The 19,341-nt window shown below is 41.7% G+C and carries 14 protein-coding genes; 8 read left to right on the top strand and 6 right to left on the bottom strand.

Features of this window, described 5'->3' with window-relative positions; translation table 11 throughout:
- Window positions 1-2 precede the first annotated feature (2 nt).
- From QVH07_RS00070 to QVH07_RS00050, 5 genes are all read right to left on the bottom strand, one after another.
- A complete protein-coding gene (locus QVH07_RS00070) occupies window positions 3-758 on the bottom strand; it encodes an SDR family NAD(P)-dependent oxidoreductase (RefSeq protein WP_289998051.1) in 756 nt (251 codons plus the stop codon).
- A 10-nt stretch (window positions 759-768) separates the two neighbouring features.
- Window positions 769-1,848: a Gfo/Idh/MocA family protein gene (locus QVH07_RS00065; RefSeq protein WP_289998049.1), complete on the bottom strand. Its 1,080-nt coding sequence runs from the start codon at window positions 1,846-1,848 to the stop codon at window positions 769-771.
- Between the two features lie 29 nt (window positions 1,849-1,877).
- Window positions 1,878-2,447 carry a peptidylprolyl isomerase gene (locus QVH07_RS00060; RefSeq protein ID WP_289998048.1) on the bottom strand — a complete coding sequence of 190 codons (570 nt, stop codon included), beginning with the start codon at window positions 2,445-2,447 and terminating at the stop codon, window positions 1,878-1,880.
- A complete protein-coding gene (locus tag QVH07_RS00055; RefSeq protein ID WP_289998047.1) occupies window positions 2,444-3,583 on the bottom strand; it encodes a 1-acyl-sn-glycerol-3-phosphate acyltransferase in 1,140 nt (379 codons plus the stop codon). The genes QVH07_RS00060 and QVH07_RS00055 overlap by 4 nt, the downstream gene beginning before the upstream one ends.
- 61 nt (window positions 3,584-3,644) lie before the next feature.
- Complete coding sequence (locus tag QVH07_RS00050; protein ID WP_289998046.1) at window positions 3,645-4,499, bottom strand: alpha/beta hydrolase; 855 nt, start codon at window positions 4,497-4,499, stop codon at window positions 3,645-3,647.
- 107 nt (window positions 4,500-4,606) lie between these two features.
- On the opposite strand from QVH07_RS00050, the gene QVH07_RS00045 reads away from it, so the two are divergent.
- A complete protein-coding gene (locus QVH07_RS00045) occupies window positions 4,607-5,704 on the top strand; it encodes an AI-2E family transporter (protein WP_289998045.1) in 1,098 nt (365 codons plus the stop codon).
- A gap of 17 nt (window positions 5,705-5,721) precedes the next feature.
- On the opposite strand, the gene QVH07_RS00040 is transcribed toward QVH07_RS00045, so the two are convergent.
- The gene (locus QVH07_RS00040; RefSeq protein ID WP_289998043.1) at window positions 5,722-7,143 is read right to left on the bottom strand and encodes an alanine/glycine:cation symporter family protein; all 1,422 of its coding nucleotides are present in this window, start codon (window positions 7,141-7,143) and stop codon (window positions 5,722-5,724) included.
- A 220-nt stretch (window positions 7,144-7,363) separates the two neighbouring features.
- Here QVH07_RS00040 and QVH07_RS00035 point away from each other — a divergent pair, with 220 nt between their 5' ends.
- From QVH07_RS00035 to QVH07_RS00005, 7 genes are all read left to right on the top strand, one after another.
- Entirely contained in the window at window positions 7,364-7,654 is a 291-nt protein-coding gene (locus QVH07_RS00035; protein WP_289998042.1) for a hypothetical protein, read from the top strand.
- Window positions 7,655-7,704: 50 nt separating this feature from the next.
- Complete coding sequence (locus QVH07_RS00030) at window positions 7,705-8,616, top strand: methionyl-tRNA formyltransferase (protein WP_289998041.1); 912 nt, start codon at window positions 7,705-7,707, stop codon at window positions 8,614-8,616.
- Between the two features lie 131 nt (window positions 8,617-8,747).
- The gene (locus QVH07_RS00025; protein ID WP_289998040.1) at window positions 8,748-9,545 is read left to right on the top strand and encodes a hypothetical protein; all 798 of its coding nucleotides are present in this window, start codon (window positions 8,748-8,750) and stop codon (window positions 9,543-9,545) included.
- Between the two features lie 11 nt (window positions 9,546-9,556).
- Complete coding sequence (locus QVH07_RS00020; protein WP_289998039.1) at window positions 9,557-10,102, top strand: phage tail protein; 546 nt, start codon at window positions 9,557-9,559, stop codon at window positions 10,100-10,102.
- 27 nt (window positions 10,103-10,129) lie between these two features.
- Entirely contained in the window at window positions 10,130-10,672 is a 543-nt protein-coding gene (locus QVH07_RS00015; protein ID WP_289998037.1) for a phage tail protein, read from the top strand.
- 27 nt (window positions 10,673-10,699) lie between these two features.
- Entirely contained in the window at window positions 10,700-11,239 is a 540-nt protein-coding gene (locus QVH07_RS00010; protein ID WP_289998036.1) for a phage tail protein, read from the top strand.
- Between the two features lie 32 nt (window positions 11,240-11,271).
- On the top strand, window positions 11,272-19,341 hold an 8,070-nt coding region (locus QVH07_RS00005), incomplete at its 3' end, for a Calx-beta domain-containing protein (RefSeq protein WP_289998035.1).

Raw genomic sequence — 19,341 nt, 5'->3', positions numbered from 1 at the left:
AATTAAACTTTCAATCCCTTAAATCCCCCATCAATATTGTAATCCGCCCCGGTGATAAAGCCACCTTTTTCAGAACATATAAAATAACCAAAATCCGCAATTTCTTCTGGCTTTGCCATTCTACCGATGGGTTGAGTGGCAGCTAGTTTTTCAAACATTTCCTTTTCTCTTCTAGGGTAATTCTTGGCTAGAAAACCATCTACAAAAGGTGTGTGTACCCGGCCAGGAGAAAGACAATTGCATCGAATACCTTCTGAAACATAATCCCGAGCTATGCTCAAGGTCATTGAAAGAATTGCGCCTTTCGTCATAGAATACGCAAAACGATCAGGAAGCCCCATGGTCGCTGCCACGGATGCCATATTCAAAATAGCTCCTCCATTTTGCTTCATCTTTAAAATCACAGGCCTAGTAACTAAAAAAGCACCTTTAACATTAACCTGATAGACACGGTCAAAATCTTCTTCTGAAGTGCTTTCCACTTTTCCGATATGCGAAATCCCTGCATTATTTATCAGCACATCGATTGTTTTTGGAGTTTTCTCAATTGCCTTTTTAACCTGCTTGGAGTCCGTGATATCACATCGGATAAATTTAGTTTTTAAACCCTCAGCATTAAGTTCGGCTTCCACTTTCTCACCTTCTTCCTCATTCCAGTCAAGGAAAAAAACGTGAGAACCTTCTTTGGCAAATTTTCTAACCATAGCCAACCCTATTCCATTGGCCCCTCCTGTAATTATGACATTTTTACCTTTCATAGATTTTAGGTTAAAGTAGAACGATTTGACCTGTTTTTACAGATTCATCACAAGCAAATGCAATACGTAAACTATTTACCGCATCATCCAGATGATCAGTTAAATCAATATCCTCCTGGATTGCCTTAAGAAAATAAGTCTGCTCTCGGTCACATAATTCCTGATGTCCAGGTTCATCAGTCATATCGATCCAGGTGTCCGGTTTAGTGAAATTATTTTTTTCATCTATGTCGGCATGATGAACTCTGATGGATTCAGTTTTAGTATGACTATCCACATCATCTGATTTTCCTGAAGCCCCTGCATCTTTGGCCACAATAGAGACAGATCCCTTAGGTCCGAAAACATCCTTTACAAAGAATGCAGTTTCACTGATCATGGGCCCCCATCCAGCTTCATACCATCCCACGGACCCATCATCAAATCGAATCTGCAGTTGCCCGTAATTATAATTATCCTCCGCTACATCCTCGCTCAGTCGAGCACCAATAGCTGAAACTGAGATAGGTTTGGATCTGGTCATTTGGCACATCACATCTATGTAATGAACCCCGCAATCTACAATCGGACTCAGACTTTTCATCAGATTTCGATGTACGTCCCACATATATCCCTGGCTTTGCTGGTTAAGGTTCATTCTCATGACCAGCGGCTTTCCAAGGTTTCTGGATTCTTCAATGAATCGAATCCAGGATGGATGGTGCCTGAGTATATATCCGACCACCACTTTTTTGCCGGTTATTTTGGCTGTATCCACTATTTTTTCGCATCCCTCAATACTGTCTGCTAATGGTTTTTCGATGAAAATATGGCAACTTGCTTCTAGCGCTTTAAGTGCAAAGTCTTCATGGGTATCAGGATAAGTAGAGATGCAAACTGCATCTGGTTTACTTAAGGCTAATGCTTCTTCGTAATCTGTAAATAAAGGATAATTACCTCCTAATTTTTCATTTAATAATTCTTTACTTTTCCCACGAGATACAAGCCCACATATTTCAAACTGAGGCATTTTATGATAAGCTGCAGCGTGAGAAGCCCCCATGTTTCCGCAGCCAACGACTAATATTCGGATTGGTGTTGAAGTATTCATATGTGGTTTTTAGACTATAAAAGTTAGGGTTAATTCTGCTTTTTTATTTCTTCCATGGATAAGTAAATGATGTTTACATCCAGCGAAACTCTGGTTTCGGGTTCGTCTGTTTCATCTCGTGGCACATTGACAATCCGGTCCACGATATCCATACCTTTAATAACCTTCCCAAAGACTGTATAATCGCCATCTAACCTCGCAAGTCCATCTTTATTTTGGACGATATAGAACTGACATCTAGCAGAAAGCTTATCTGGATTTCCATCCCGACCTGCACCCACAGCTCCATAGATGTGTTTTAATTCGGGGTCAAATTCAGGTTCAAGCAAATATTCGGGATCATTAAATCCCTCAGGGGTATCTGGACAACCACCCTGGGCTACAAAATTTGGGATGACCCGATTAAAACTCAAGGAATCCCAATATCCTGCCTCTGCCAGTTCGATGAAACTGGCCTTATGATTTGGTGTCCTTTCGTCTAGTTCTATCCAAATTTCCCCTATAGGGGTGATGATTTGACCAATAGGCTTTTTTTCTTGGGCAAAAGCCATTGAACCTAGCAAAAATCCTAATACGATTAAAAAGGATATCTTTTTCATTCTTGAGACGCGCTTAACTTTTCCTTATTGACTACGGGATTGGCATACATCGAAAGGAAATTTTGTCGGGTGACTGGGTCATCGGTTTTTACCTTTTCTTCAAATCTGGTCATAAAAGCCTGTTTTTCCTCTGCTGTATATTGGTCAGAATAGCGATCTGAATTATTCAATAAATCACAAGCTATGTATTTGCTAGGCCAAAGCTTATACCCTTGGAGGATGTACCTGTCGATCACCTCAGTAAGAAGGGTTAGCTTTTCTGATAGATTTCCATCTTCCTGATTGATTTGGTCCAAATCATCTTCAATGGTTCCATGAACATGAATGTGGATGTGTTTTTTGGTTCCGATAATTCCCCGAAGAAGATTCAGGAAATCTTCATTCTCACTTTTGATGTACTTTTCACCCAATGATTTTGCAATTAGTTCAGGAAGTTTCAGGATATCAGTAGGGTCATATTCATAGGAAATTGAAACCGGAACCAGTTTTAGCTCTTTGAAAGAATCAAATGGATTTTGGCCCTCATGGGCCAAAGTCAACATCTTCAAGACCCCTTTATGTGTGAGATCATTTCCATCCTTGCTTCGGCCTTCACGCTGTGCGGTCCAAACACTCCTGTTTTCATGGAGAATGGCATTATGAATGTATGAAGAAACCAGATTCGAATTTTCAAGTAATTTCCTGCCTTGAGCACCGCGTTCGATAACAAAGTTTCTATTCAACCGGCTCAGGGTATTTAAAAATGGCCTTTTTACCAGATTATCCCCGATGGCGGAAGTGGTCATCACCAGACCATTTTCATACAGACAACTATTGAGCAGGGAGGTGTCAAGAACGATGTCCCTGTGGTTTGAGATAAAAAGGTATGCGGTGTTTGGTTCTAGCTTTTCAAAACCCGAAAAAGTCAGTCCTTCGGAGCTTTTTTCTAAAACCTTTTTAAGCCCAGGATAAATAAAGTTTATCTGGAAATCTCTCAGAGAATGCGTGTGAAGCATCAGAAGCTTCCAGGTCATATTTTCATCCTCCGGAAAGGTGAATTTCATCATGGCCTCCAGCATGGGGTCATTGATGATAGACTGGATAGCCTTGTTTACTTCAGAATCATAGAAAGGACGAATTGAATCAAATTTGTGCATGGGTGATTTTGCAATGGAAGCCTGAAAATAGACCCTGATGAAGAAAGATCAGCTTCGCTTTCTAATTTCTTTTTAAATACTTGTCAAAAAACACCATATGAACGGGTAATGCCTCAGTCCAATATGGCCAGGTGTGGGCACCGGGGCGCTCGATATATTCATGATCTACCTTTTTGTCTAAAAGCAGTTTATGCATCTGTCGGTTGGTTTCAATGAGGAAATCATCCACTCCACAATCGATAATTAGAGCTAGTTCTGCCTTTTGTAATTCGGGTACCAGTCCTACAGCTGTATACTTAGAGAATGGAGCATCGTACTGAATTTTCCCGAGCATTGCCAACTGCTGCCCTTGTCTACTTTTCCTAAAATTCTCTGGAACTTTCCACAATCTCGTATCAATGTTCATTACCCCACTCATCGATCCTGCAGCAATGAATAAATCAGGGTTTTTAGCTGCTAAGGTTATTGCTCCATGACCACCCATGGACAGCCCGGTAATCGCTCTGGATTCCTTTTTCGCAATAGTTCTGAATTTTGAATCGATAAAGGGGATTAATTCTTTGATCATGTAAGTGGCATACTGCACTGAATCCAGCAGTGGACTGTCAAAATAGTATGAGGAGGGTCCCACACCTGGAGTAACTATTATCAAATCATATTCATTTGCCATTCGCTGAACCAATCCCTTCTCAGTCACTTTTCTATGCCAATCATCAAAGGCTCCGCTACCTCCGTGCAAGAGATAAAGAACGGGATATCGAGAATTCCCTTCTTGGTAGCTATTAGGATAGGTGATGGCGGCCTTGAGTGTTTTCTGCATAACCTCACTGTAGACGGGTAAGCTATCAGTACCAAATTGGCCAAAAGCAACTAGGCTTATTAAAAAGAAGCCTAGGGTTAATTGAAATTTTTTCATAGTGAAAATAAATTGAATAGATTGAAGCAAGGGAATATAATTAAAAATTAGCACCAGTCTTGAATCCTTATGGGTTAAGGCCGAAAGAATGTGCTGAATGGATAATCATGAATACCAGCAGACTTCAGCAATGGGCCTATGCCGCCATGCTTATTGTTTTTGGCGTGATCATTTTGAAAGAAGGAGCCTTTCTTTTTGTACCACTTCTATGGGGCGTTTTTTTTGCTTTCGCCTTGTACCCTATGGCTCACTGGCTTGAGTTGAAACGAGTTCCTAGGGCCTTGGCTATAGTCATCAGTATCCTTGTAGTAAGCGTCTTTGTGATAGGAGTATTATATGTTCTTTTTAATCAGGTTATTAATCTGGCAAGAGATATTCCAGAAATAGGGGAGCAGCTCAAATCAAAATCAAATACCTACCTCAAGGATATACTTGACTTTTTTAATCTAGATGTTGAGGGTTCTCTTGAAAGTATTGGCTTAATGGAAATGTTAAGCGTGGAAAATCTGAGCAGAACTCTTTTTGCTACAGGTAAGTCTATTACGCTTGGCGGTATTGTGCCTCTCTATGTTTTCCTTTTAATGTACTACAAGGATTTTTTCACAAGTTTCCTTCTTAAGGTTTCAGATGACCCGAATGAGCAGGTGATCAGATGGGCTAGGTCAACGGGTGACCTGATTAAGTCTTATTTGGTTGGTTTAGTAAAAGTAACGATCATGCTGTCGGTACTCTCAGGTATCTATTTCTACTTGATCGGAAGTGAGTATTTTATTCTTTTTGCTGTTTTGGTTGGGGTGCTAAACCCCATCCCTTACGTAGGTGTGATTATCAGTTCTTCCGTGGCTATTTTCTTTATGTTTTTAACCACAGATTCTTTGATTTATCCACTCTTAACTATGTTGGTGCTTTGGGGCTTGCAGCTATTCGAGAATAATATAATCACTCCCACAGTGGTAGGATCTCAGGTCAAGGTCAATGCACTCGCGGTAGTCCTCGCAATCCTTTTTGGAGGATGGCTTTGGGGAGTATCTGGGATGGTTCTTTGTATCCCGTTAATTGGCGTGATCAAGTTGACTTTGGAGCAAAGCGATGATTACAAAGCCTATGGATTTCTGCTAAGTGACTCGGTGAAAATTATCGAGGAAAATGAAAATTATTGGTCAATTCTGAAGAAGAAAATAGGGCTAAAAAAAGGCTCCAATTAAAATTAGGAGCCTTTTGATTATTTCCAGAAATCTGCGTTTTCTATTCCATTTTCAGATGCTTTGAAAACGGGATCTTTTCCTTCCTTTTTCTGCCTTTTGTAATCTTCAAATGCTTTCAATGCAGGCTTGCGAAGTAAGAAAATAGCAACAATGTTTAACCAGGCCATTAATCCCACACCGATATCTCCAAGCATCCAGGCTGCTTCAGCTGTTTTCACACATCCATAGAAAGTAGCAGCCAATATTAAAACCCTTAGCGCATTTAAAGCAATTTTATTGCTCTTTCCTCTGAACAAGTAAGTAAGGTTGGTTTCAGCAATATAGTAATAGGCGAGAACCGTAGTAAAGGCAAAGAAAAACAAGGAAATGGCGATAAATCCTTGCCCGATGGTTGGGAATTCACTTGCAATAGCAAATTGGGTATACTCAGGTCCAAACTCCACCCCAGGAAGATTTTCGACTATGTACCCTCCATCAGGATTTTCTACATTATACTGTCCCGTAAATAGAATCATCAGAGCTGTAGCGGTACAGACGAAAATCGTATCCACATAGACTGAGAAAGCCTGAACCAAGCCTTGCTTTACCGGATGGCTTACCTCAGCTGCAGAAGCGGCATGAGGAGCAGTTCCCTGTCCTGCTTCATTTGAGTAAATACCTCTTTTTACACCCCAGGCGATGGCCATACCAAATACACCACTGAAGGCAGCCTCTAGATTAAATGCGGATTTGATTATCAATCCAAAAATCGCCGGAACCTCGGTAATATTTATACCAATAATCAACAAAGCCATAAAAATATAGGCTGCTGCCATGATGGGAACTACGATTTCAGCGACAATACTGATTCTCCTTACACCTCCGATGATAATCACCGCAAGACATGCTGTCACAACTATGGCCGTGTAGAAAGGATCTATCCCAAATGCATTTTCCACACTTAGAGCTATACTATTACTTTGAACACCCGGCATAAAGAGGGCAGTGGCCATAATGGTGGCAAAAGCAAAAACCATTGCATACCATTTAATTTTTAGGCCTTTTTCTATGTAGAAGGCTGGTCCACCACGGTATTGTCCATCATCCACTTCTTTGTAAATCTGGCCTAAAGTGGATTCTATGAATGCTGAGGAAGCTCCAAGAAAAGCGATCACCCACATCCAAAAGATCGCACCGGGACCGCCCATAGCTATGGCAGTTGCCACGCCTGCAATATTTCCTGTTCCTACCCGGCCTGAGATGGCGATGGCAAAAGCCTGAAAGGAGGACACACCCTGATCAGAAGCTTTTCCCCTGAAAAGCAAGGAAATCATTTCCCGAAAGAAGGTAACCTGAAGAAATTTGGTTTTGATTGAGAAGAAGATGCCGGCACCGAGGCAAAGTACAATAAGTGCGTCGCTCCAGACGATGTCATTAATGACCTGGATTATATCATTCATGTTGGTTTGTTTTCCCTTCAGGTAAGTTCAAAATGCTACTTACATGAAGCCTTAAAATCTATTGAAGTTGCAAAAATAACAAATAAACTCAGCCAGCCTTAACCAATGTGAGGAATGGCTTATTGCCTTTTTGATATATTGGCGTGGAGTCAATACTTATGGTTAATCCAATTTTTCACCGAATCCATCTATAAATGAAAGTGCCAATCAAGAAATCACTATGAATGATGATATCGTCCTGCCGGATTTGGCGAGGTTACCTTTTAAGTTTGACTCTGTAAAGCTTAAAGAGGAGTTAATCGCCTTAGAAAACGAATACTGTGTTGGTCATTTTGTACGGCAGAACTATGAAGGTGATTGGGCGATACTACCTCTCACAGCCCAGTCAGGTAAAGATCATCACATTTTGATGGCTTCAGCTATCCCTGGTGATCATGAATTTATTTTTACACCGTTTCTTTTAAAAACTCCAAAATTGCTGAAATCAACTTATCTTCCATTATTGTACTAAGATTTGATTTGGGGTTTTACCAAGAGGTGATTTTAATTGATAAATAAAACATGAAAGTACTTTTTTTCACCAATAGTATTTGGAGCCTGTCTTCACTTTACCAGCTTTCCATAACCACCCAACTCGGAGGTGTAGTCGTTACAGAGAGGGACGCCAAAAAGAGAACTGAACTCGTAGAAGCCATGGAGAGCCAGAAATGGGATATTATACCATGGTCAAATGATGGGGATTTAGTTCAAATTATTCAAGATCAAAAGATTGATCTGGGACTAATGCTGGGATTTAAGAAGCTAATTCCAAAACACATTATTGATGCTTTTCCAAAGGGAGTGATTAATATTCATTTTGGTTCACTTCCAAAATATGCTGGCCCTGATCCCTTATTCTGGACATTGAAAAATGGTGAAAAACAAAATGAAATTACCTTCCACCAGATAGACGAGAACTGGGATTCTGGAATAGCTCTGTCTAAAAAGATTGTACAGATTTTCCCTGGTGAAAATTATGGATTACTTGGGGCAAGACTGGCGAATACTGTTGCCCTGGAGCTACCCAGGCTGCTGACTTCAATTGAGTCAGGATTGGATGGGATAGGGGATATCCCGATAAACCCTAAACCGCTAGGCAAACCAACGGGTGAAGAAATACGAATTGATTGGCGAAAGCAAAGTAGCCAGGAAATTGAATATTTGGTCAATGCCTGTAATCCCGCTTATGGTGGGGCAATTACCTCCTTTCGAGGTGGGATTATTCGGATTATGGAAGTCAGTCCAGCAGATATGGATAATCAAGGTGCATTTAGCCCAGGCTCCATTATCTACTCAGATGGAACTTACGGGGTATTTGTACTGTGCTCCGACTTCAAATGTCTTAGGATAAATATTTTGAAAGTTGATCAGTCTTATATCAGCTCTCAGAAGTTTGCAGCTTTGGGAGTTACTACGAAGGATATTTTGGTTTAGGATGAAATTCATTCTATTTAATCTAGTAATTCTACTATTTGTAAGTTATTAATTCGAAGATAAAATTTTTCAAGAGTTAATTCTTTTGGCAATCATCGAGTTTATCACTACATTCTCGCAAAGATTTTTTTATGGAGAATAATCGAAGAAAATTTTTAAGGGATTCGGCGGCATTGGTTGTTTTATTTTCTTTACCGAGTTTACCTGGTTTTGGAAACGAACCTAAAATGCAATTCAACTCTTCAACTTTTCAAGCAAAGGAGTTGGAGAAAAGTATCTTTGAAGACTTAATAAAGGCGTATAAAAATAAATCTCCACTTGTTTTAGGTGTAGACCAATTCGACAAAGTCAAAGGGTACAACAGGAAAGTTCCCGAAAGTCTTCGGGTATCAGTGGCGCTATTTGGAGATGACTTATATAGGATGGATAGTGAATCTCTTTCAGAAAGTGTTTCGAATTCAAATATTCCTTTGGTGAATAGCAATTTAGATATCACATGCTTAGAGAATCAGTCATTAGTTCAGCCTTATACAATAAGAAAAAGTGAAGAAAAAAAAATCGGGATCATCGGAATTTCATTTGCGGACCCCAAACAGTCATTTCTTGAGATAGCAACAATGGCTAATGAGAAAGCTGAATTCTTGAAGTCTGAAAAATTCTGCGACGAAGTTTTATGTATGGTCGAAAATCCAGAAAAGCGATTTCCATTACTTTCCGTGAGTGACTTCATTTCAGAAACAAGCAAAATTGATTCATTTTTTTCAATCAGTGATAAAATAAAAGAGACCAGGTTATATGCATACCCAGATAAAAATGGGAAGACAGCCTTTTTACAATTACGATCAAAATCAGATAAAGAAATAGGAGTAATCCTCAATAAAGATCGTCATGGAACTAAGATTCATCAAATAATTAAATTTTCAACTTAAATAATTTTTCAATGGAAGGTACAATAGGAGAAATCCGGCTCTTTGGGGGTAATTTCCCGCCAAGAAATTGGGCTGATTGTTCGGGGCAGCTGTTACCCATTTCCCAGAATACAGCTTTATTTTCAATTTTAGGGACCATTTATGGAGGTGATGGCAGAACAACTTTTGCTCTCCCGGATCTCAGAGGACGGGTTTCAATTGGTGAAGGCAATGGTCCTGGTCTTGCGGATTTTAGATTAGGTTCACGGGCTGGGGCAGAGCAGGTTCAACTAAACATTACGAACCTGCCCTCACATAACCATACGATGAAAGTAAGTTCAAGTGCAGGGGATAGTTCTGATCCTTCTGGAAGATATGTGGCGAAAGCACAAACAGAAGTGGAGCGCGGAGCTACTCCCGTCCCAGTGGATGCTTATGGTAATGTAGCTAACCAGACACCAATGGCAGCGAATAGTGTCGGAAATACCGGAGGTGGTCAGCCATTCAGTGTAAAAAACCCCTATTTGGGTTTAAGATATATTATTTGTCTTTTCGGGATTTTTCCTTCAAGGTCATAATTTTTCAACTTTTAAAAATAAAATCTAATGAATCCAACGCTAGCAGAAATAAGAATTTTCGCAGGGAATTTTGCCCCGAGAGGATGGGCTTTTTGCCAGGGGCAACTATTACCAATAAGTCAAAATCAAGCCCTATTTTCTTTATTAGGTACAATTTATGGGGGGGACGGAAGAACGACCTTTGCCTTACCGGATTTAAGAGGAAGGTTTCCTAACTCTCAAGGACAAGGTCCTGGATTATCTAATATAAGGCAAGGCGAAAATGCAGGTATAGAAAGGAAGGCCCTTAATGTAACTGAAATGCCTTTGCACAATCATGCAATGGTTGCTAATAATACAACAGCCAGTACATCAGATCCATCTACAGGAGCTCCTGCACAGGCGCAGACAGAAGCTGAAAGGGGACAAACACCAATTCCTGTGGACATCTATGCCAATACTCCCAATGCTCAGATGGCACCTGATGCTCTTTCCCAAGTGGGAGGTGGACAACAAATAGATGTCCGCAATCCATTTTTAGGCTTGCATTATATAATCGCTTTACAGGGTGTCTTCCCTAGCCGAAGCTAATTTTTAACCTTTAAAACAAAAATAATTATGGAAGGAATGATAGGAGAAGTAAGGCTTTTTGGAGGGAACTTTGCACCTCGAAGCTGGGCCCTTTGCCAGGGTCAATTATTGCCAATTTCCCAAAACACGGCACTTTTTTCAATTTTAGGTACCATCTATGGTGGAGATGGGCGAACTACATTCGCCCTTCCCGATTTGAGAGGACGAGCACCTATTGGGGTGGGGACAGGGCCAGGGCTTTCTAACATAAGGGAAGGTCAAAAGGGTGGCCAAGAAACACATACATTGAATGTATTGGAAATGCCTTCGCATACCCATCCTGTTAATGTGAGTAATCAGGCGGCAGATCAGCGGTCTCCTGCCGGGAAAGCCTTCGGAAAAGCTGAAGTCGAAGTAGAAAGGGGTGCACCAAAGATTCCTGTGGATGCATATAACTCTGCTGGTAATGCAAATTTTGGCTCCGTGGTCGGAAATTCCGGTGGAAATCAGTCCTTCAATCTTCGAAATCCTTTTTTAGTCACAAACTATATAATATGTCTACAAGGGATTTTCCCAAGCAGATCCTAAAGTGTAATTAGTTTATTTCAAATCGTAACGTTATGGCTCGTCATTTTTTAATTTTTACAAGTTTATTTTTTCTATGGTCTTCTTTTTCGATTGAGATAAAGGCGCAGACTACAGTCACTTTTGATGAAATTCTTACCCCTACTCTAAATTCATTGAATGGAACAAATACTTACACTAATTCAGGTGTTACTTTTCAGATATTTTCAGGTTCAAATAGTGGTGCTTTAGTCAGTTCATTTGATCAGGGGTTTAATGGTACTCGGGCACTGGATGATACAAACCTCACTCCAGGTGGTGTTACAGGCTGGAGAATTACTAAAGCGGATAATTCAGATTTTCAACTTTTAAGTATATGGTTACAGGAGGGGTGTGATTGTTCTTCTACCTCTGGAACTGTGAAGGCTTTTAAGGATGGTGTTCAAGTTGGGGCGACAGTTAACTTAAATTTTGACAGTCGTACTACTGGGGCTAAAAATTTTGCCACTAACACTGATTTTAATTCTGTCGATGAAATTCGAATAGAAGGCACTGACCTATATGTTCTAATCGATAATTTTTCTTTTGGACCTGAGGTTAATACGGGAGTAAACGACCCTCCTGTAGTTACGGATATTTCATTGGTCGGTGCTCCATTGACCACTGCTGCATCTGTTACTTATGCCGTGACCTTCTCGAAGAATGCCGTTAATGTTACATCAGATGATTTTCAGCTGACGACAGCCGGTACTTCAGGTAGTATTGGTGCTGTTAGCGGTAGCGGATCTTCATACACTGTTGCTGTAAACAATTTAGCTGGAGATGGGACTGTCAGGCTCGATTTAAAAGCAGGAACAGATATCCAGAACGATAATGGTAATACGGGTACGCCTGCATTTACCTCTGGACAATTACACTTTGTAGGACCTTGTTTTGTGGAGACTTTTGAAACAGAAACTGATGCTGCCATCACCTTCAGCGACAATGGCAAGACCTTTAACCTAGGTACCGGATTGGAAATAGAAAAACGTAGTGGGTTTGGTGCAGGTTCATCTTCCGGGTATGTGATCAATAATAATTCAGCTGGATCATTCTCTATTACCAATACGGAGGACTTCACAATGAAAACAGTGGATCTTTTCCTATCAGATTTGAGTGGAAATAATCCTACCGCAGTTGGAACTCTGACTGTGGAAGGGAAAAATGGAGGGGAGAGTCAATTCATCATTACCAAGAACTCGGGTTTTCCAACGACCACGACTACAAATAATGGATTCTTCACACTAGACTTTGCTACTGACGGTGCTGCAAACTATAGAAATACCAATGTAGATGAACTAGTATTTAGCATCTCTGGAGGATTCCTTGAGCTGGCAATCGATAATTTTAATTTCTGCGAGGCTGCGGCAGCAACAGATACTCAAGCCCCAGCTGTTCAAAGCATTGACTTAGTAGGAAACCCTGTTTCCACTTCAGCTGCGGTGAATTATGAGGTTACTTTTGATGAGGTTGCCCTGAATGTTAGCCAGGATGATTTTGAATTAATTCCAACTGGTACGGCCACAGGTGCAATAACTAGCCTTTCTGGATCTGGTTCTAATTACATTCTTTCTGTCACAGGGATAAGTGGAGAAGGATCAATTAAAGTTAATCTAAAAGCCAATACGGATATTGCTGACGGACTTGGCAATACGCCTCCCTTTGACTTTAGTGGAGGGCAGGTACACCTGGTGGGATCCTGTTTTATAGAAACCTTTGAGTCATTAAGCGGTGGTGAGACCTCTTTCACCTCAAACGGTAAAAACTTTACGCTAACTGGAAACTGGGCAGTGAAATCTCAATTTGGCTTTGGCGCCGGTAATTCAAGTGAATTCATAGAAAATTCTGGCTCTGGTACATATATTTTGAATTCTACTTCTGAGGCGGTAAGGTTCGAGAGAATTGATTTTTACCTTTCATCTATCGTTGGAGGTAGTACACCTACAAATGATGGCTCAATCACGATTCGTGGCTACGAAAATGGCAATTCTACACAATTATTCTCTATAACTCGAAATCCGAGTCCTCTATTCCCGACATCAACTGCGAATGGAAATAATGGCTTCTTTACATTTGAATTTGACCTTACATCAGAAGGTGGTCCTGATCGTAGTGCGGTCTTCGTAGATCGTTTAGAAATAGAGGTTTCTACTTTTGTTTATTTAGCCGCGGATAATGTTCAATTCTGTGCTGATTTCGAAGCGCCAACAGGCTATAGTGTTACTATAGACCAAGACCCAATTACTAATGCAAATGCGAGTAATGTCAGCTTCACCTTTGCAGGCGGTGAGCCAGGTGCAACCTACAATTATGAATTTACAAGCACTGGTGGAGGTACGGCTGTGGTTGGTAATGGAACGCTTACCACTGCAACAGATCAGATTACGGGGATAGACTTAAGTGGTCTTGGAGCCGGTACCGTAACCCTGACTGTGGTCCTAACGGATACTTCCGGAAATCAAGGAGCAGAGGTGGATGATAATGTTCAAAAAGTGCTTACTCCAGAAGTTGTCCTAAGCACATCTACAAATTCCTTTAACGAAACAGGAGGGTCTGCCACCATAACCGCAACCCTGAGTTCAGCAGCTCCAGCGAATGAAACCATTCTCATAGCTTTCACAGGAAGTGCTGGAAATGGGGTAGACTACATTGGAAATATAAGTATTTCTATTCCTATCGGAAGTACATCGGGTTTTATTTCTATTACTTCTATCCCGGATGAACTCGTGGAAGCAGATGAATCTTTTACTGCAACTATATCGAGTGCCTCTGGTGCGACTATAGGAGCGAATAAGTCTGTAGATGTGCAGATTATCGATGATGATCAAGCTGCTGTCACTATTGCCGATGTCACAGTGAATGAAAATAGTGGAACTGCCACAATCACAGTCTCTTTAGATAATGCAGTAGATGGTGGATTTGATGTGAATGTGAATACTGCTGATGGAACTGCTACTACAGCCGATGGTGATTACACAGCCGTGACGGCACAAACGCTGACCTTTGCAGGAACGGCAGGTGAGTCGGAGACTTTTAACATTACGCTTGGCAGTGATACCAAGGTGGAAGCAGATGAGACGGTAAGTATATCCATGAGTGGTATATCACCGGCGACTGTGCCTAATGGTGACATCGATATCACTGATGTAGCAATCTTGACTATTATTAACGATGATCAAGCAACGGTAACTATTGCCGATGTCAGCGGTAATGAAGATGATGGTGCGATAACCATAACGGCTACCCTAGATAATCCGGTTGACGGAGGCTTTACGGTTGATGTAAGCACAGTTGGTGGTACAGCTACTACAGCAGATAGTGATTACTTTCCTGTCGGTCAAACCTTAACTTTTGCCGGTACAGCAGGTGAAACTCAAACCTTTACGGTGACGCCTACCGCAGATGCCATACCAGAACCGAACGAGACGGTGATTATAGGCATGAGTAATGTAGTTCCAGGGACTGTTTCATCCGGTGATATAGATGTAACAGACGGTGCAACTGTCACCATTATAAATGATGATGATGCATCTTTCTCAGTAAATGATCCTTCAGTCGCTGAAGGCAACGCAGGTACTTCAACTTTACAGTTTACCGTTTCCTTGAGTGATCCGGCCCCGGCAGGAGGAGCAACAGTGGATTATGCCACTTCAAATGGAACTGCCACGGCAGGTTCGGATTATACTGCCATTGGAACGACTACGCTTTCTTTCTTAGCTGGTGAAACCAGCAAAACCGTGGATGTTAGTGTTGCGGGTGATGAAACAGTAGAAGTGGATGAAACCTTAACGCTTACCCTCTCTAATCCAACAGGAACTGATGTAATTATTGGTGATGCAACAGGGACTGGAACAATTACAAATGATGATCAAGCTGCTGTAACTATTGCTGATGTTGCAGTAAATGAAAATAGTGGAACTGCCACAATCACAGTCTCTTTAGATAATGCGGTAGATGGTGGATTTGATGTGAATGTGAGTACTGCTGATGGAACGGCTACGACTGCAGATGCAGATTACGTCGCAGTGACGGCTCAAAAACTAACCTTTGCAGGGACTACTGGGGAGTCAAAGACATTTGATGTTACCATAGGTGGTGATACCAAGGTAGAGGCTGATGAGACAGTTAGCATTTCTATGAGTGATCTGTCCCCGGCGACTGTGCCTAGTGTTGACATCGATATCACTGATGGGGCAATCTTGACTTTTATTAACGATGATCAAGCTGCCGTTACTATTGCCGATGTCAGTGGAAATGAAGATGATGGCGCCATTACGGTGACGGTAACACTGGATAATGCAGTTGATGGAGGCTTTACCGTTGATGTGAGTACAACAGATGGAACTGCCACCACAGCAAATAGTGATTACACTCCATTAGCCGGTCAAACCCTGAACTTTGCTGGAACGGCTGGGGAAACTCAAACCTTTACGGTGACGCCTACCGCAGATGTCATTCCAGAACCGAACGAGACGGTGATTATAGAGATGAGTAATGTAGTTGCCGGGACTGTAGCATCCGGGGATATAGATATAACAGACGGTGCAACTGTCACCATTATAAATGATGATGATGCATCTTTCTCAGTAGGTGACCCTTCAATCGCTGAAGGCAACGCAGGTACTTCAACTTTACAGTTTACTGTTTCCTTAAGTGCCCCGGCCCCGGCAGGAGGAGCTACAGTCGACTTCGCGACGTCCGATGGAACAGCAACCGCAGGATCTGATTACACCGCAATTGGAGCTACCACTCTTTCCTTTTTTGCTGGAGAATCTAGTAAAACAGTAGACATCAGCGTTATCGGTGATGAAACAGTAGAGATTGATGAGACCCTTACCCTTACCCTATCTAATGCTACAGGAACTGATGTCATAATAGCAGATGCTACCGGAACAGGTACCATTACTAACGATGATCAAGCTGCTGTCACTATTGCCGATGTCACAGTGAATGAGTCTGATGGAAATGCAACTATCAGTGTCACTTTAGATAAAGCGGTTCAAGGTGGATTTACGGTCAACGTTAATACCACAGACGGAACAGCTACCGCAGCTGACGGAGATTATACATCGGTAATCACTACTCTAACATTTGCAGGTACTGCAGGGGAAATTCAAACTTTCCAAGTTCCGATTACTGATGATAGCAAAGTAGAATTAGATGAAACGGTATCCATCAGTATGAGTGGATTGATCCCAACGATAGTAGCCGGTGGCGATATAAATATTACCGATACGGGTACGATCACCATCACTAATGACGATACTGCCACAGTAACGATAGCTGATGTTAGTGGAAATGAGGATGATGGTCCAATTACCGTCACCTTGACCCTTGATAATCCGGTTAGTGGAGGATTTAATGTGAATTATACCTCTCTAGATGGTACAGCAATAGGGAATGTAGATTATTCAACTGTGTCAGGTACTATTAGCTTTGCAGGAACTCCTGGAGAAACTGAGTCATTTAATGTTACTCCGATAGCTGATGGCGTTGTTGAAGCTGACAAAACGGTGCTTATTACCATGAGTGATCTCGCTCCTACTTTTGTTTCGACAAGTGATATAGATATTTCTGATGAGGCTACCGTTACGATTTTGAATGATGATACAGCCGAACTTTCGATTTCAGCGACGACTCAAGCAGCTGAAGACAATACGAATGGTGTTTTCACAGTATCTACAAGTAGTCAGTTTGCTACCAATACTACAGTTACCTTTACTATTGAAGGTACAGCCATACCAGGAACTGATTATGTTAATTTGGGAACTAGCTTTGTCTTCCCTGCGAATACAAACTCTGTAACAATTACAGTACCTGTGATTGGTGATGACTTGGATGAAAATGATGAGGAAGTGATATTGACATTGACTGGGACAGATAATGCTTCCGTCCAGGTAGGAACTCCTAGCCAAGCAACCCTTACAATTGCTGACAATGATGAAACTCCTTTAGTTGTTGCAGGCCAATCATTTAATTTGGCTGAAAATGCTGCGAATAATAGTCTGATAGGAACTATCCTGGCTACCGATACAGATGCAGGGACTGTATTCCAGAGTTGGATGATATCATCTGGAAATGACGATGGAATATTTGGTATTGACTCTGGTACTGGGGAACTAAGTGTTGTCGATAATTCAAACCTTGACTTTGAATCTAATACTCAATATGTATTAGAATTGACTGTCACTGATGGAACTAATACCAGTGCTGCTGAAGAGGTGATCATTAATGTGACTGATGTCAATGATGTAGCCCCAATTATTAGTCCTAATCAAGTTTTTGCAGTTAAAGCAGGGGATCCAAATACCACCTCACTTGGAACTGTTTTAGCGACAGACGGAGATGTAACTCCAACGACCTTCCAGAGCTGGACAATAACAGCTGGCAATGTCAGCAATGATGGAGATGCTGATCCTCCATTCGCTATTGATCCCAATACAGGAGAAATCACTATTAATGATACCGATGATATCAATACTGGTAACCTCGATTACACGCTGACCATTACGGTAAGCGATGGGGTGAATACTAGTGCACCAGAGACTGTGGAAATTAATGGATCACAATTAATACTAGACATCACAGTTAATCCTGGTCAAAGCAAAGTATTTAATACTGCAGATCCTGTATTCACCTTTACAGCTACTGGTTTCGAAGGAGGGGATACGGAAGCAATTCTAACAGGGTCGCTGGAGCGAGCTCCTGGAGAAAATGTGGGTAATTATTCCGTTGGACTGGGAACGCTGGATGCAGGGAATAAGTATTCAATCAACTTTACTCCAGCCGACTTTGAAATAACCCCTGCACCGATTACCGGAGTTGTGTTTAATGGAGGTAGCTTCGTGTATGATGGAACTTCCAAATCTCTACCATTCGCATCTGGTACATTCCCACCAAACGCCTCGGATACCTATGTAAATAACGAGCGTACGGTTGTAGGAACCCAAGAGGTAACTGCGACAATCAGTGCACCGAACTATACTACGTTAGAACTCAAAGCTAATTTGACGATCACTCCGGCACCGCTTCAGGTTACGGCCTTGACTCAGTCAAAAGTGTATGGTTCAATGCTTACCCTGGATACGGATCAAGTAAGTTATTCCGGCTTTGTAAATGGAGAGGATGAGACGGTACTTGGTGGAGGATTCATTCTAACTTCTGTAGGGGGCGTTGATGCAAGTGCTACGGCAGATGTGGCTACCTATGTAGACGAGATTGCACCAAGTGGATTAACTGCAGACAATTATGATATCACATTTATTAATGGAGATCTTCAGGTGACCAAAGCTCCATTGACAGTCACTGCACTGAGTCAATCCAAGGCCTTTGGAACTGTTCTTACTTTGGATATTGACAAGGTTTCCTACTCTGGATTCCTCAATGGCCAGAATGAAGGGGTGTTAGGTGGAGCTCTTGTATTGAGTTCCGTAGGCGGCATCGACGCGAGTACTACCGCTGATGTTGGAACTTATGTGGATGAGATAGTCCCAAGTGGATTGACTGCAGACAACTACGATATTTCCTTTATCAATGGAGATTTGGTTGTAGCTCCAGCCGAAATTGCAGGAATCACCTTTGATGATGGAAGCTTTGTCTTCGATGGCACCGAGAAGAGCATTGTGATCTCGGGTACACTTCCGGCAGGAACTTCGGTAGCCTATGCAAATAACACCAGAACGGATGTGGGAACTCAGGAGGCTACAGCCACGATCACAGGAAGCAACTTCAATGATCTGGTATTGACCGCTGATCTGACGATCACTCCGGCAGATATTACAGGAGTTACATTTGATGATGGAAGCTTTGTCTTCGATGGTACAGAGAAGAGCATTGTGATCTCGGGTACACTTCCGGCAGGAACTTCGGTAGCCTATGCAAACAACACCAGAACGGATGTTGGAACTCAGGAAGCAACGGCCACGATCACAGGAAGCAATTTCAATGATCTGGTGTTGACCGCTGATCTGACGATCACTCCGGCCGATATTACAGGAATTACCTTTGATGATGGAAGCTTTGTCTTCGATGGTACCGAGAAGAGCATTGTGATCTCGGGTACACTTCCGGCAGGAACTTCAGTAGCC

This window comes from Algoriphagus sediminis (assembly GCF_030403435.1).
GTDB classification, from domain to species: Bacteria; Bacteroidota; Bacteroidia; order Cytophagales; family Cyclobacteriaceae; genus Algoriphagus; species Algoriphagus sediminis.
The sequence above is the reverse complement of the archived record's forward strand: the minus strand, read 5'-3'. Positions and strand labels throughout refer to the sequence as shown.